The sequence below is a fragment of the Bacillus sp. FSL K6-1033 genome, assembly GCF_038630765.1.
Classification (GTDB): Bacteria; Bacillota; Bacilli; order Bacillales; family Bacillaceae; genus Bacillus; species Bacillus altitudinis.
The window spans coordinates 299,520-315,531 of record NZ_CP152041.1; the positions used below are offsets into that span (position 1 = coordinate 299,520).

Genomic DNA, 16,012 nt, shown 5'->3' on the forward strand with positions numbered 1-16,012 from the left:
GGATTATTGAATAGGTTCAAATGACTGTTTTTGAAGAAGATGTAGCAAATAGAAGGATTTTTATGACTTGTAAATGAGTCGTTAGTAATGAATATTTTTTCCTGTGATGTGTATGATCACTAGGTTTGTGTGTTGTTGACATAGAGACACTTGTCCAGCGAAATGTTGAGGTATTTAGACAGGCTCTCGACACGGAATGTGTCTTTTCCCTTCAAAATGGCAGTCATCTACACAGAAACCCTACATAAAATAAAAGAGAAATGAATGGGAGGTGGATGTATGGCAGTGGTAAGAGCGACAAGCTCTGATATTGATTTAATGGCCAGACTGCTGAGAGCCGAAGCGGAAGGTGAAGGGAAACAAGGGATGCTGCTTGTAGGAAATGTAGGCATCAATCGTTTGCGTGCCAACTGTTCTGACTTTAAAGGGCTGCGTACGATTCCACAAATGATTTATCAGGAGCATGCGTTTGAGGCAGTCACGCATGGCTATTTTTATCAGCGAGCACGAGAAAGTGAAAAGACACTTGCACGGAGGAACATTAATGGTGAACGATTTTGGCCTGCGAAATTCAGTCTTTGGTATTTCAAACCGCCTGGAAATTGTCCATCCACTTGGTACAATCAGCCGTTTGTGGCAAGGTATAAGTCACATTGCTTTTACCAGCCCACAGCTGAAACATGTGAGAATGTTTATAACACCTTTTAGCTTGATGAACAGCACAATCCTTTGTATTCAAGAGGATTGTGTTTTTCTTTTTTTCAAAATGGGTAACCATTGTGTATCAACAAGATGAAGCACGTGATTGGAGGAAATGAAGATGTATCAAGATTTAAAAGGGAAAACAGCCATTGTGACAGGTTCTTCTAAAGGGATTGGACAAGCCATCGCCTTGAGGTTTGGACAAGAACAAATGAACGTGGTTGTGAATTATAAAGGTGATGAAGAGGGTGCTGAAGAAACAGTACAAGCCATTCAACAGCATGGAGGTAGGGCGGTGAAAGTACACGCAGATGTCTCCAAAGAGGAAGGGATTCAGGCGTTAATGGATGCCGCGCTGGAGAATTTTAACGCACTAGATGTGTTCGTCAATAATTCGGGATTTAATGGTGAAGAAGCAATGCCGCATGAAATGACGTTGGAACAATGGCAAAAGGTCATTGATGTGAATATCACAGGCTCATTTTTAGGAGCAAAGGCAGCAATCGCCTATATGATGGAGCATGATGTGAAAGGATCAATCTTGAATATATCCAGTGTCCATCAAGAGATCCCGCGTCCGTTCAATGTTCATTACTCTACTTCTAAAGGAGGAATGAATATGATGACGAAGACGCTGGCTCTTGATTATGCCGAAGCGGGTATTCGGGTCAATGCGATTGCACCAGGTACAATGGCAACGGAATCAAATGACGACCTTCAAGATGAACAGAAAAAACAAAAGCAGCTTGAGAAAATTCCAATGAGAACGTTTGGCGATCCAAAGGAGATTGGATCCGCCGCTGCATTTCTCGTATCGAAAGAAGCGGCCTATATTACAGGTACTACATTATTTGTTGATGGAGGAATGACACTTTATCCATCTCAATTAAATGATGAATAATAGAAAAACATCCGCCCCATTAGCCGGCGGATGTTTTTTCTTTGTAGCGGTGTGCTGACTTTGCTGGTTTGCCGAGCAGCATAGGATACTTGCTCAAGAAAGAGATACATGGCACCATGAGCAGCAATGTACCGATCGTATAAAAGAGCGTCCAAGAAAGCTGCGTTGTATCAGAGATATTGATGCCTAGTCCGTAATAAACAAATGCCTTCATGATATCGATACCGGCAAATTGCAGGACGAGAATCACAATGGAATGACGTCCGAGATACGTCAATATCGTGGACGTTTTCAATTTGAAGCTTAAATAAATAACAGCAGCTGAACCGAGCAGTGCACAAGCATAAAAAATGAATAGATCCCCATAGTCATTGACCCGCATATCAATTCGTGAATTAAAGCTTTGCATATATGCAGTCAGTACAAGCAGACCTGTACATAACAGAAGGGTAGGATCTGTTTTTAATTCCACAAACCATTGTTTTGCTAAAAATCCGATTGAATAAAACACAACAGCCGTTAACGCAACGTTGGCATTCCAAGGGAGACTCTGGTTTAACAATAGCGTGGAAGCATATCCGGCTCCGCCGCAAAGGACGGTCAGTAAAATCAATACAGCTGGTTTTCCTTTTGTCAGACGATGCATTAAGAAAAACAACATTTCCACTAAAAAGAGCGTCGTTAAAAACCAGATGGCTGGGTTATGCGTCAGTCTTGCTTCATCGGCATTTGAAATGAAAATTCCCGTAAATGGAACGAAGGGATCAATATCTGTTTGCCCCTTAAAGGCGAAAAATCGGGTCACCGTGAACCAGAAAACGTACGTAATAATGGAGAAATAGAGATAAGGTAAGAGCAAGCTTTTCGCTTTTTTCTGTATAAATGACATAGCAGGTTGTGAGGATGATCGAAACATCATACCTGATAGTAAAAAGAAGAGTGGCATATGAAAAGAGTATATAAATTGCTTGAATGAATCAGGAATGGGTACATGTGCCATTACGACGAGCAGAATGCCGATTCCTTTAGCCGCATCCACCCAGTCGAGTCGTTTATTCATGGCCAGTCATCTCCTTCCTTTCTCAGCATTGTAAACCGTTACTTCATATGTACCTCTACTATATAAAAGGTACACCTACCATGCGTTTACAGTTCGCTAACGATTAGAAGACACATTTGCGATCAGATGACAGAAGGAAGCGTTTTGACATCTCGATGTTACATTTCCCATTTTTTATGACAATGTAAAAAAAGAAGCCAATGAAAGATTGGCTTCAAAAAAGTTCTGCGATTCGTTCAAAGGAACGCTGTTTTTCCATTGGATCAAATGAATTGTTTAATATCATGATCTCGTCCGTTTGATAGCGGTCCATTAAGATTTGCAGCTGTTCTTTCACTGTTTGCTTTGAGCCAACAATCATTCGCTGGCGGTTTTGTAACACTTTTTTCTTTTCTTGCTCAGTGTAATGATAGTTCTCTGCTTCTTCTATAGAAGGAACGCGGCTGTCCAGCCCTTTTTCAACCCGAAGTAGCCATAAATCTGTACTGGTGGCAATGCGGCTTGCTTCCTCGTCTGTGTCTGCGCAGATCACAAAGACAGCAAACATAGACTGAGGCTGACGTGAGAAAACGGATGGAGAAAAGTGTGACCGATACGCTTCAAAAGCTTGCCGGCCTCGTGCAGGATGAATAAAATGTCCGAAAATATAGTTGATTCCAAGTGATGCCGCCTGGATGGCACTGTTTTCCCCGAGTCCAAGCAACCAGACTGGCGGATAAGAATCAACGAGCGGAGCCGCTTTCACTCCTGCATGCCGATGACCAGAAGGCAGGCTGTCAGATAAGTAAAAAAGAAGGTCCTCCAGCTGGCGGTCAAATTGAGACAGTTCTTTCTTCACGCCGTCTGTCAAAGCGAGTCTCGTCCGTTCAATTCCGCCTGGGGATTTACCAACCCCGATCTCAATCCGCCCAGGGTAAAGGGCTTCAAGCTGGCGGGTGACTTCTGCTACTTTAAAAGGGCTGTATTGCGGGAGTAAAATACCCCCAGAGCCTGTACGCAAAGTCGATGTGTGTGAAGCAATATGTGCCATTAATATTTCAGGCGCTGTACTCGCGAGTCCTCTCGTGCTGTGGTGTTCAGCAAACCAATACCGCTCATACCCTAGTGTTTCCGCAAGCTTGGCTAGCTCTGTCGTATGAACCAATGTTTCTTGTGCGGATTGGCCTTTAGGGATGGCGACTTGATCTAATATATGAAGTGATGGCATCATCAACACCCTTTCATCAATACGTTGAATTCTATTCATAAGTATAAAGAAAGTCAGGAACGGAAGGAAATGAAAGGGTTTATCACAGCTATGTACATGAATTTTCTATATCAACATATGAAGTGGATGCGCGCACTGTTTTTAAGCGAGAGGCTATGTAACGGGAACATTCGACAATGTTTCACATGAAACACTTCTTTTACGACATGAATCATTTTTGTCATGGATCTTTCTTTAAAAAAATATCATCATATTGAAACCTCTTTTATACATAGATCGTATATACTAGTAAATAGAAAAAAGAGTAAGAGGCTCCAATGTCATTTCATGAATTTTGTCGAATTTTCATGTATGATGATTTTAATAGGGTCCATCGCTTAATAAATAGATTTTTATTATGCTGGAGGAGTGATTGATTTGGCGATTACATTAGAAAAAGGTCAACGTATTGATTTAACAAAAGGAAAAGCAGGACTAACCAATATTCTAGTTGGACTTGGCTGGGACCCTGTGTCACAAGGCGGCGGTTTTCTTGGCAAGCTGTTTGGCGGCGGAGGCGGCGCTGATATTGATTGTGACGCTTCAGTGCTGATGCTGAAAAATGATAAGTTTGTTGAAAATAAAGATTTAATTTACTTTGGTAACTTGAAAAGCAAATGCGGCAGTGTTGAGCATACAGGTGACAACCTGACAGGTGAAGGAGACGGAGATGATGAACAAGTCCTCGTCAACTTAAGCAAGGTACCAGGCAATGTGAATAAATTGGTGTTCGTTGTGAACATTTATGATGCACTTAGAAGAAACCAACACTTTGGTATGATTCAAAATGCTTACATCCGAATTGTTGACCGTTCAAACAATCAAGAATTAGTGAAATATAATTTGAAAGATGAATATGCAGGTAAAACATCATTAATCGTTGGAGAGCTTTATCGCCACGAGAATGAGTGGAAGTTTGCAGCTGTAGGAAATGGTACAAACGATGCGAAGCTTGCCGATATTACGAGAAACTACATTTAATTTAGAAGGGAGAGGTTCCTAGTGGGAATTTCTTTAGCGAAAGGTCAAAAAATTGATTTAACAAAAACGAATCCAGGTTTAACAAAAGTAGTCGTAGGTCTTGGCTGGGATGTAAACAAGTATGATGGCGGACATGACTTTGATCTAGACGCAAGCGTATTCCTTTTAGATGCAGCAGGGAAAGCAAGCTCTCCATCTGACTTTGTCTTCTACAATCAAACAACTGGCGGTGGCGGAAGTATCGTACATACAGGCGATAACCGTACAGGTGAAGGAGACGGAGATGACGAGCAGGTCAATGTTGATCTTTCAACTGTACCAGCAAGTATTGAGAAAATCTCCTTCGTCATTACAATCCATGATGCAGAAGCACGCAGCCAAAACTTTGGACAGGTGTCTAACGCTTACGTCCGTATTTTAAATGCGGCATCAAATGAAGAGCTCATTCGCTATGATTTGGCAGAAGACTTTTCAATTGAAACAGCGATTATTGTAGGTGAATTATACCGTCATGGCGGAGAGTGGAAATTCTCAGCTGTTGGATCAGGCTATCAAGGCGGACTTGCCCGCATTGCAACAGACTTCGGCTTAGATATCGGGTAACGCCCGTTTTCATATTTTCAGAAGATAGGAGAGATACGAATATGGCGATTCAGCTTTCAAAAGGACAACGTGTCGATTTAACGAAAACCAATCCAGGGCTGACAAAAGTGATGATCGGACTTGGCTGGGATACGAATAAATATTCAGGCGGAGCCGAATTTGATTTGGACGCTTCGGCTTTCTTAGTAGATGCAAACAATCGTTGTCAACAAGACACAGACTTTGTGTTCTATAATAATCTGCAGCATCCAAGTGGTAGTGTTACTCATACCGGTGATAACCGTACGGGTGAAGGAGATGGAGATGACGAGCAAATTCTCGTTGATTTCTCGAAAATTCCTGCTAACATTGATCGTATCGGAATTACAGTTACGATTCATGATGCAGAAACGCGCAGCCAGAATTTTGGACAAGTCTCTAATGCATTTGTTCGTGTTGTAAATGAAGAGGGCGGGGAAGAATTGATTCGTTTTGATTTAGGGGAGGACTTCTCAATTGAAACAGCTGTCGTCGTATGCGAACTATACAGACACGGCAGCGATTGGAAGTTTAACGCAATCGGAAGCGGATTCTCTGGCGGACTTGCTGCTCTTTGTCAAAATTATGGGTTAGAAGTGTAAATAGAAGAAACAACTTCATTCAAGAGGCGCTGCCAATGACTCATATGAGGGTATTTTCCAAAGTGAGAAAGAAACAGCGATCAAGAATAACAGCAGGCGAAAGCCTGCTGATGCTTCTACACTTATAGGAGGAAAACCAGTTGGACATTTTGAAACATATGTTGGACACGTATGCCTCGTTTTTTGATTGGCATATGTGGGCAGAGGTATTAACAGACCCTGTCTCTTGGGGGCTTATTGGGACCCTTGTCGTGCTTGAAGGTTTGTTGTCAGCGGATAACGCACTTGTATTAGCTGTTATGGTGAAACATTTACCTGAAAAGCAGCGTAAAAAGGCATTAACCTACGGATTAATTGGCGCTTATTTCTTCCGTTTTCTATTCATTGGCGTAGGGATGCTGCTTATTAAGTTTTGGTGGATTAAGGTTCTAGGCGCTGCATACTTAGCTTGGCTGGTCATTAAGCACTTCTGGTTAGGTGACGGAGATGACGAAGCGAAGGAATTGAAAAAAGAAGGCTGGATGATTCGTGTATTTGGCGTCTTCTGGGCAACTGTTATTTCTGTAGAAATTATGGACCTTGCCTTCTCGGTAGATAGTATTCTTGCTGCATTCGCTGTATCTGAGGAAGTATGGATTCTTCTTTTAGGTGGAATGCTTGGAATTCTCATGATGCGTACAGTGGCACAATTATTCCTTGTGCTCATCGACCGTATACCAGAGCTTGAGAATACGGCATTTATTCTCATTGGAATTATTGCCATCAAAATGGGCTTAAGTGCTGCTCATATTGAAATCCCGCATCTAGCATTCTTTGCGATTATTATCCTAGCGTTTATCGGAACGTTTATTGTTCATAAAATCAATAAGAAGAAGCATCAAGGTGTAACAAACGAAGCTGCGGCTTCAAAAGAAGAATAGGACGATCAAAAAGGAATGGAGTTGACTAGCGGCTCCATCCTTTTTTGAATCATCAAGTCATTACAACAGGAGGTGGCACTGCATGCGATATTTTCGTTTTTTATCAGAGACGAGGCAGCACGATATTTTTTTTAAGCGGCCGGCGGCAGTTCATTCATTGACGCCAAGGCATGTACTTGCGCATGCATTAGGTGCTACTTTGTATATGCCTGCGACAAGACAGGATGTAGCAGACATGCTGCTTTCGCAGAAATATGAAGCGCTTTGCTCTGTTGTGTTTTGCTTGGAGGACGCCATTGGTGATCAGGAAGTGGACATGGCTGAACAGAATATAGTGGCACAATTGACCTGCCTTTCTGAGACAATTCATCAATCTCCAGAAATGGCTGAGCATTTGCCGCTTTTATTTATTCGGGTTCGTTCGCCCAAACAGCTGCTCAAAATGGCAGATTTGCTCGGTTCCTCTCTTCATTTACTGACTGGTTTTGTGTTTCCAAAGTGCTCCGTTCACAATGCAAAGGAATATGTAGACAGTTTGAAACGAGCTTCAGCACAAACTCAGAAAACACTATACGGAATGCCCATTTTAGAAACACCAGATTTATTAGAAAAAGAAACGAGATATCAGGTGTTGTCTGAATTAAAGCAGATCATGCTGAATGATGAGGAATATATTTTGAATATTCGCATTGGGGCAACGGATCTGTGTGGATTATACGGCATTCGCCGTGATCGCGAGACCACCATTTATGAGATCAGAGTCATTGCTGAGTTGATCACAGATATCATCAATTATTTTGGTCGTTCTTTTGTGATATCAGGAGCTGTATGGGAGCATTTTGGACCGGCACGAAAAGAACAAAATCCATTCATCCGTGCAATTTCTAAGAGCGGTGAGTCTTCCTCATCTGAACTCGATCATATGCAAGGTCTGCTCAAAGAGACAAGGCTGGATGTGGTAAACGGTATTCATGGCAAGACAGTCATCCATCCAACGCATCTCAAGCCAGTTCAAAGCATGTACGTTGTCACAAAAGAAGAGTACATGGATGCATTAAGTATTTTAGAGCATGCAGATGGTACAGTCGGCGTGATGAAGAGTACCTTCTCTAATAAAATGAACGAAACGAAGCCGCACTATCGCTGGGCGGAAAACATTTTAATGAAGTCAGACATTTACGGGGTGTTTCATGAAAATAGAAGCTATATCGACATACTCACAGAAGCAGAAGCCACATACGCTGAACATCTTGGAACATATGGAGGTGGAGCTTAACCTCAAAGAGGGTACGCTTCAGCTTGAAAAAGAACATCTTTTTGACATGGCGGCACGGGTGAACAAAAAGAGAGCCTTTTTATTTGTTAGTAAGGTGCTCGGGAAACATATGCCTGTTCACCCGTTGAAACCACTCCTCGTCTCAGGTCTTTTGGCAATGGCTTATGCAAAAGAACAAACAGGCAAGACGCCCCCGCATCAAGACGATATAGTAGAAGCACTAAAAACGAATGATCATGTTAAGTTAACCGAAGCCTATGCTGTGCTCAAAAAAGAGAAGCTTTCGGCGGTAAACGAGCCGATTGTGATCGGCTTTGCTGAAACGGCAACTGCGCTTGGTCATGGTGTGTATGACGTCATAGAAGGAGCATCTTACATTCATACGACACGTGAACAGCTGTTGGATCTTGATCCTTCACTCGTATTTGAAGAGGAACATTCTCATGCGACAGATCAGCTTTGCTACGCAGACGACGCCTTACTTCGGACGGATCGCCCGATTGTGCTAGTAGATGATGAGGTCACGACAGGCCGGACAAATATGAATATCATTCGGGATCTGCACGCAAAGCACCCTAGATCCTCTTATACGATTCTATCCATTTTAGATTGGAGAACAGAGGAGCACGAGGAAGCAATGCTTCAGCTTCAAGAGGAGCTAGGGGTAAATATCACATCATTATCTTTATTAAAAGGGCAGATGATGTTTCGGGGGACAACGCTGGATGAGCCTGCTTATTCGTATGAAATTGCTGCGCAAGAGAAAAGACCTGAACTCTCTTTTCATTCTTTTCAATCCTTCTTTAAGCAAGTGCCATATTCACTTTCCCATGCAGTCAATCCGGCGGGGCATTCGCCGTATATACATGAAACAGGTCGTTTCGGTTTAAGCGCAACGGACACGGATGCCATTGATCAAGCAGCTGCTGAGGCTGGGCTGAAGCTTCAGCGAAAACGAAAAGGAAAACAGACCCTCTGCTTAGGAACAGGAGAATTGATGTATGTGCCGATGAGACTTGCAGCTCATATGGGCGAAGGTGTCCTTTTTCATTCGACGACAAGAAGTCCGATTCATCCGGTTGAAAAGGAAGGGTACGCTGTTCAAAACGGATTCGCATTTTTGAGTCCAGAGGATGCCCGCATTCAGCACTATGTGTACAATATCCCTAAAGATCAGTACGATGATGTCTTTTTGTTTTTTGAGAAAAAGGTGTCTCAAGAAGCTTTGATGCCGCTGATCCACTTATTTGCTGAGCGGCATGTGAAGCATATGCATATTGTGACTTTATCAGATGAGGTGAAGGTGAATGGCTAACGTGTATACAAAGATGGGAAGCTATCCAGAGCAGGACGTAACCTTCTTACTCAAGGATTTATCGTCGATTGAGATGGAGAAAAGTACAGAAGAGCGGGAGCGCTCTATTCAAAGTGGTGCCCATTACTCAGAAATGCTGCCAATTGAATATAAGCCGACGGCATCTTATATGGACTTATTCTATCAATCTCTTGAAGAAAGTAAGCAAAAGGTAGCGGAAGCCGTAGCGGTTGTCGCAGAACAAATTGTGAAAAAGCGAGGCTTTCAAACCGTTCTGTGCAGCTTGGCACGGGCTGGGACACCAATCGGGGTGCTCATTAAACGGTATATCAGAAAGACGTATGGTCTCGATTTGCCGCATTATAGCATCTCTATTATTCGTGACCGTGGAATAGATGAAAATGCGCTGCATTATATACTCAAAGAACATCCAGGTTTTGAGATTGCCTTTATTGACGGCTGGACCGGAAAGGGTGCTATTTCTAAAGAGCTTCAAAAAGCGGTGCTTGATTTTGAACAGAAATATGGAATTCGTCTTTCGAGTGAGCTAGCTGTGCTTGCTGATCCTGGTTATTGTACGAGTGTTTACGGAACGAGAGAGGATTTCCTCATTCCAAGTGCCTGCTTGAATTCAACGGTCTCTGGCCTAGTTAGTCGAACGGTGCTAAACAACCGCTGGATCCATGCCGATGATTTCCATGGGGCCAAGTATTATGAAGAGCTCATTGATGAGGATGTCTCTAATCTGTATGTCAATACAATTGAAGAAGCATTTTCTGAACTTAAGGCAAATATACAAGAGAAAGCAGAGACCCTGCTCGCACAAGGAACGCCTCCTGACTGGCGGGGGATGACCTCCATTGAAGCTATTGGTCAGGAGTTCCAAATTGACAATACGCATTTGATTAAGCCGGGTGTCGGTGAGACGACCCGTGTGTTGCTCAGAAGAGTCCCTTGGAAAATACTCATTCAGCCTGGATCTCGGGAGAAGCTCAAGCACATTTTACTACTCGCAGAGGACAGAGGCGTGCCCGTCATTGAATATGCCAACATGTCCTACACATGCTGCGGACTCATCCGCCCGTTGGAGCAATCGTCATGAAGAATATCGCATTTGCCAGTGATTTAGACCGGACACTGATATACTCACATCGAATGCTGGAGCAGTATGCATACAAGGGAGCATACGAATTAATTGAGGTGCTGGACGACCGGCCGCTTTCCTACATGTCTATTGAAACGAAAGCCTCCTTACAGGCAATTCATCAAGCAGGCTGGTTTATCCCAGTGACGACAAGAACGACAGCACAATTTGAACGAATCACTCTCTTTCAGCAAGAGATCAAACCAGAGTATGCCGTCACGACAAACGGCGGCTGTATTCTTCATCACGGCAAGCCGCTTGAGGAGTGGCAGGCGATTGTAGATGAGAGACTGCAAGAGTGTATGCCAGTGATAGATATGCTGCGGGCGATCTCTGAACTTCCGGTTGCCGCTTGGGTGAAACGTACTCGAACAGCTGAGGGAAGATTTCTTTATTTAATTATGAAAGACGAGTTTCTTTCTCATATTCCGCTCGCTGAATTAAGACTGTGGGGTGAGGAGAGAGGCTGGCAAGTTTCCCTTCAAGGCCGAAAGCTGTATTTTATTCCAAAGCCGCTCAATAAGTGGGCTGCTGTTGCTTTTCTAAAAGAAAGGCTACACCTTGAATATGTATATGGTGCGGGCGACTCCTTGTTAGATGCTGATCTCATACGTCAAGCAGATAAAGGCTTCGCTCCGAGTCATGGGGAAGTCTTAGATGTTGATCTATCGCTTGAACCGACGACAGCCTCTGGCATGGCGGCGGCAGACGAAATCGCCGCTTCTGTCGCAAAGAAGATGAACACAGCAAAAAAGCCTTCGATTCGATAGCAGAAGTAGAAGGCTGAATGATATGATAGTAGTAGCTTTCGAGAAAATATAGGAGAAAGGAAGGAGCGGCGTGAGTTATAAAGAAATCAACGTAACCCAGACACGGGCGAAACAGGAAGCCTGGAAAAACCTGCTGAAAAAGCCGCTCCCTGAACGAGACGGCTACGTCAAGGACGAGCACACCTTATCCTTGCCGCGTCTCGCTGCCCGCGTCCTTGGAACTCCGCATGATGCAACCGATTATTTTATTTATTTACATGAATTATACGAAACTGACGGCATGCATATTTTAAGTGAAACCCTCAACCGGCATATTGAGCCGGAGCACTTTCAAGCGCTCCAGCGGATTCATATGATCAATCAGGAAGAAAAGGGATTGTCCGTGAATCGATTTGTGGCTTTCTTAGATGGTGAACAGCTCATTGTCCGTCATCCAAACCCAGTGATGAACCGGCATATCCGCCTTTCGTTAATCCAGGTGTTTGAACATTTCAAGCAGCTGCATGAAGGGGGATTCCAGCATCCTGATTTCCGCCGCGTGCTGCTAGATGTAGTGAAGTTTTCAAATAATCATCTAGGACCATGGCTGAAGGAAGGAAATTTGGAAGAAAAAATGCCAGCTGTCATTTGGTATGGAGAGGCGAATAAAAGTCAGCTTTATTTTCTTTACTATGTCATGCTGATTGGCTGTGATGTGGTGCTGTTTCATCCAGAAGGCAAGGATCAATTTCGTGAATTAGATCCAGAAGAAAAGCTGACTTTTATTGATCAGTATCCAGGGACGTCAAAGCTTGAACCGTTCCCTACTGAAAAGCCTGAGAGGAAATCAACGGTGGCGTATCGTTCGACAAGAGAGCTTGAAGAGGTACTTCACACAGAAGATTCCATGCTGTATAAGCCATGGCAATTCAGAGATCATACCCCTCATTCTATTACGCTAAAGACAACGTATGATGAGCTGTTTTTAATTGCAAAGGAACGGTCGTTTATCCGCCCGAATTTCAAAGCAGACCGTGACACCATACAGATTCCGAATCTTTTTGCGAAGATGATGGGGGTGACGAGAGACAAGCGAGAATATTGGGACCGTATCCATACGCTAATGGAGGGGAAAGAAACGAAAACGATTCGTCATTTCCCTTTCACACAAGAAGTGTCTTCGAATTATCAATTTCATTATCAGCATGCACTTTCTAAAGCAGGAGAGGTTGACCCTGATTTGTTAATGAAAAGCAATGTGTGGCAGTTTTCGCATTTATATGAGGGCACGCAGCGTGCGATCGCAGAGGCCATTTCTCGCATATGTCAGCATCCAAAGCTGTTAAAAGAAGGCCATGAGACCGAATTAGATGTGCGTATTTATTTATTCAAGCAGCTTTTGCATATGAATCAAGATGTAATTGAACTCATTCAAACCTTTGATTATGCCCAGACTGTACCGAAAGTGATTTTATACCATACGGAATATAATGGTGAGCTGACTCGTTCTGATGCGGCTGCCCTGATTTTCCTAAATGAAATGGGTGTGGATCTCTTCGTGTATCATCCCGCCGGCTATCAGTGTATAGAGCGGTATATAGACGATCAATTATTTGATACACATTGGCTTGATGAAATGGTCATGAACCAAGAGTTTAAAGAACCGTCCATTGTGAGAAAGTTATTTCAATCTATTAAAAACCGATAAGGAGATCAAAGCTTATGACAAATACAAACGGAAATGACATCATTTCAATTGATAAAGAGGAAATCACGATTGAAAAGGCAGACGATATTCGCGTTCAGCTGCGCAATGAACCAGAAGTCCAAAACATTGCGAGACAGATTGATGCCAAAAATCAGCTTGAACTGCTTGAATACGGAAAACAGCCGGCTGTCGAAATCTCTAAGTTTTCTGACCGTATTCTCTCTATGATGCGTTCAACAAGTGTCACAGACTCAGGAACGATGCTTACACAGCTTGGAAAAATTATGGATCGTTTTGATAAAAATGATTTTGACGAGCCAAAGGGCGGTTTGTTATCAAAAATCTTTAAACGCGGCGGCAGCATGATCGAGAAGATTTTCAGCAAATATCAAACGCTCGGTGCAGAAATTGAAAAAATCAATGTGGAAATTAGTAAATACAAAGATGAAATGACCAAATCGACGGTTACGCTTGAAGAAATGTATGAGCATAACATTCAATACTATATGGAGCTTGAAAAGTATGTCGTCGCAGGGCAAATGAAGATCGAAGAATTAAAACAATTGGTTCCTTCTTATGAAGAAAAAGCGGCGGGGGGAAACCAGCTGGCACAAATGGAGCTGGATACGCTTCGTAATGGGATTCAAGCGCTTGAAGAGCGTGTATATGATCTTGATATGGCACGGATGGTGGCACTTCAAACGGCACCGCAAATCCGTTTGCTGCAGCGTGGTAATACGAAATTAATCGGGAAAATTAACTCTGCCTTCATCATTACGATTCCAATTTTCAAAAATGGAATCATTCAAGCGGTAACAGCGAAGAGACAAAAGCTTGTGGCTGATTCCATGAGTGAGCTGGACAGAAGAACGAATGAAATGCTGAAACGAAATGCTGAAAATATCTCAAGTCAAAGTGTTGAGATTGCTAAATTATCAGGTCGTCCAAGCATCGACATTGAAACGATCGAATCATCCTTTAATACGATTGTACAAGGGATGAAAGAGACGAAACAGATTGAAGAAGAAAACAAACGATTACGTGAGGACGGAACAAAACGTATGCTTGAACTTCAAGATAATATTAAGAGAGCTGCCCTAGAGTCCTAAAAAAACAGGCTGTCTGTAACGAAAGTTGCAGGCAGTTTTTTCATGAATTTGATTAAAATTTGAGAAAAAAAGTTTTTATGTGACCTTTTTCGGGTAAATCCTGTTCAGGGGCATGGTTCACCTATGAAAGAAAAAGCCCGCTATCACAAGGATTCGACTTATTTTTTAGCACAATAAGGAATTTCCAGTAAAATATTGTCTGGTGAGAGAAAATACCCCGTAAAATATGTAGTTTATGAAGCATTCTATAGGATTTACGAGTAATACGGCGTATAAACTGTAATCACCAGACCTCTATATGGAATTCATACATATTGTACGGAAATAAGCGAATTCTAAAGATTGTTCGCATCATAACGCTTATGTTACGGTTATAAAGATGCTAATTTGGAGGGAAAAAATGAATTCTGAAGAGAGAAAGATCAAAATCAAGATAAATAATGTATCTAAAATTTTCGGTAAAAATGCTAAAAAAGCATCTCAAATGCTTGAAAAAGGGAAGACAAAGAGAGACATCCTAAAAGAGACCGGCGCAACAGTTGGTGTCAATCGAGCAAATTTTGATGTGTATGACGGCGAGATATTTGTCATCATGGGGCTATCAGGGAGCGGAAAGTCCACACTTGTGCGGCTGCTGAATAGGTTAATCGAACCAACCTCCGGCGAAATTTATATTGATGGGGATATGATAACAAATATGTCAAAGGATCAATTGCGTGAAGTCAGACGGAAAAAGATCAGCATGGTCTTCCAAAACTTCGCATTGTTCCCGCATCGTACCATTCTGGAGAATACAGAATACGGGCTTGAATTGCAAGGTGTAGAGAAAGAACAGCGCCGCTCTAAAGCGCTTGAATCTTTAAAGCTTGTTGGACTTGAAGGTTTTGAAGAGCAGTACCCAAATCAATTAAGTGGCGGTATGCAGCAGCGTGTTGGATTGGCACGTGCACTAGCTAATGACCCTGATATTTTGTTAATGGATGAAGCATTCAGCGCACTAGATCCATTAATTCGTAAAGACATGCAGGATGAATTGCTTGAGCTTCATACGTCTGTAGGAAAAACAATTATTTTCATCACGCATGATTTAGATGAAGCGCTTCGTATTGGCGACCGCATTGTCCTCATGAAAGACGGGAATATCGTTCAAATCGGAACACCAGAAGAAATTCTGATGAACCCATCGAACGAGTATGTTGAACGTTTCGTTGAAGATGTAGACCTTTCTAAAGTATTAACCGCTGGTCATATTATGAAACGTGCAGAAACAGTTCAGATTGATAAAGGGGCACGTGTTGCGCTCACGCTCATGAAGAACCTTGGTATTTCGTCTATCTATGCAGTAGATAAGAAAAAGCATTTATTAGGTGTTATTTCTGCACAAGCAGCGAAAAAAGCGGCAGAAACGGGTGCGTCGCTAGAAACTGTTCTCGATAAAGAATTTACGACAGTATTGGAATCAACGTATTTAACAGAGATCTTTGATGCAGTATCTGATGCGGCAAATATTCCAATTGCCGTTGTAGATGAGAAAAACAGAATGAAGGGTATTGTGGTCAGAGGTGCATTGATTGGTGCATTATCAGGTAATGATGAATATATCAACATGTCTTCTAACAAGCTAGAGGAAATTAAAGCACAAGAGCCTTCTGCACAGGAGGTAGAATAAGATGTTTAG

15 protein-coding genes are annotated in these 16,012 nt (G+C 42.5%); 13 read left to right on the forward strand and 2 right to left on the reverse strand.

The features are described from left to right. Positions 1–279: 279 nt before the first annotated feature. Entirely contained in the window at positions 280–708 is a 429-nt protein-coding gene (locus MHH31_RS01625; RefSeq protein ID WP_008342138.1) for a cell wall hydrolase, read from the forward strand. Between the two features lie 112 nt (positions 709–820). Further along, entirely contained in the window at positions 821–1,603 is a 783-nt protein-coding gene (locus tag MHH31_RS01630; RefSeq protein WP_017366553.1) for a glucose 1-dehydrogenase, read from the forward strand. 19 nt (positions 1,604–1,622) lie between these two features. On the opposite strand, the gene MHH31_RS01635 is transcribed toward MHH31_RS01630, so the two are convergent. Both MHH31_RS01635 and MHH31_RS01640 read right to left on the reverse strand, forming a co-directional pair. Further along, positions 1,623–2,663 (reverse strand): acyltransferase family protein, encoded by a 1,041-nt coding sequence (locus tag MHH31_RS01635; RefSeq protein ID WP_017366554.1) that lies wholly within the window; start codon positions 2,661–2,663, stop codon positions 1,623–1,625. 214 nt (positions 2,664–2,877) lie between these two features. Next, positions 2,878–3,870 (reverse strand): LLM class flavin-dependent oxidoreductase, encoded by a 993-nt coding sequence (locus MHH31_RS01640; RefSeq protein WP_039166397.1) that lies wholly within the window; start codon positions 3,868–3,870, stop codon positions 2,878–2,880. Between the two features lie 417 nt (positions 3,871–4,287). Here MHH31_RS01640 and MHH31_RS01645 point away from each other — a divergent pair, with 417 nt between their 5' ends. The 11 genes from MHH31_RS01645 (at position 4,288) to opuAA (ending at position 16,003) form a co-directional block, all read left to right on the forward strand. After that, positions 4,288–4,890 (forward strand): TerD family protein, encoded by a 603-nt coding sequence (locus MHH31_RS01645; RefSeq protein WP_017358594.1) that lies wholly within the window; start codon positions 4,288–4,290, stop codon positions 4,888–4,890. Between the two features lie 21 nt (positions 4,891–4,911). Beyond that, positions 4,912–5,493 carry a TerD family protein gene (locus MHH31_RS01650; protein WP_217816215.1) on the forward strand — a complete coding sequence of 194 codons (582 nt, stop codon included), beginning with the start codon at positions 4,912–4,914 and terminating at the stop codon, positions 5,491–5,493. 41 nt (positions 5,494–5,534) lie between these two features. Continuing rightward, positions 5,535–6,113 carry a TerD family protein gene (locus tag MHH31_RS01655; protein ID WP_034664245.1) on the forward strand — a complete coding sequence of 193 codons (579 nt, stop codon included), beginning with the start codon at positions 5,535–5,537 and terminating at the stop codon, positions 6,111–6,113. A 140-nt stretch (positions 6,114–6,253) separates the two neighbouring features. After that, on the forward strand, positions 6,254–7,033 hold the full coding sequence (locus MHH31_RS01660) for a TerC family protein (protein ID WP_008342130.1): 780 nt from the start codon (positions 6,254–6,256) through the stop codon (positions 7,031–7,033). An 82-nt stretch (positions 7,034–7,115) separates the two neighbouring features. Continuing rightward, positions 7,116–8,309: an HpcH/HpaI aldolase/citrate lyase family protein gene (locus MHH31_RS01665; RefSeq protein ID WP_342495182.1), complete on the forward strand. Its 1,194-nt coding sequence runs from the start codon at positions 7,116–7,118 to the stop codon at positions 8,307–8,309. After that, complete coding sequence (locus MHH31_RS01670) at positions 8,293–9,624, forward strand: phosphoribosyltransferase family protein (protein ID WP_342495483.1); 1,332 nt, start codon at positions 8,293–8,295, stop codon at positions 9,622–9,624. Before MHH31_RS01665 ends, MHH31_RS01670 begins: the two co-directional genes overlap by 17 nt. Continuing rightward, positions 9,617–10,726: a cysteine protease StiP family protein gene (locus MHH31_RS01675; RefSeq protein ID WP_039166384.1), complete on the forward strand. Its 1,110-nt coding sequence runs from the start codon at positions 9,617–9,619 to the stop codon at positions 10,724–10,726. Before MHH31_RS01670 ends, MHH31_RS01675 begins: the two co-directional genes overlap by 8 nt. Then, complete coding sequence (locus MHH31_RS01680) at positions 10,723–11,538, forward strand: HAD family hydrolase (RefSeq protein WP_058336322.1); 816 nt, start codon at positions 10,723–10,725, stop codon at positions 11,536–11,538. The genes MHH31_RS01675 and MHH31_RS01680 overlap by 4 nt, the downstream gene beginning before the upstream one ends. 70 nt (positions 11,539–11,608) lie before the next feature. Beyond that, positions 11,609–13,225 carry a YceG family protein gene (locus MHH31_RS01685; RefSeq protein WP_035703101.1) on the forward strand — a complete coding sequence of 539 codons (1,617 nt, stop codon included), beginning with the start codon at positions 11,609–11,611 and terminating at the stop codon, positions 13,223–13,225. Positions 13,226–13,239: 14 nt separating this feature from the next. Beyond that, entirely contained in the window at positions 13,240–14,334 is a 1,095-nt protein-coding gene (locus MHH31_RS01690; RefSeq protein ID WP_024719000.1) for a toxic anion resistance protein, read from the forward strand. 400 nt (positions 14,335–14,734) lie between these two features. Continuing rightward, positions 14,735–16,003, forward strand: coding sequence for a glycine/proline betaine ABC transporter ATP-binding protein OpuAA (gene opuAA, locus MHH31_RS01695; protein ID WP_159160201.1), 1,269 nt, complete (start codon positions 14,735–14,737; stop codon positions 16,001–16,003). Positions 16,004–16,012 lie beyond the last annotated feature (9 nt).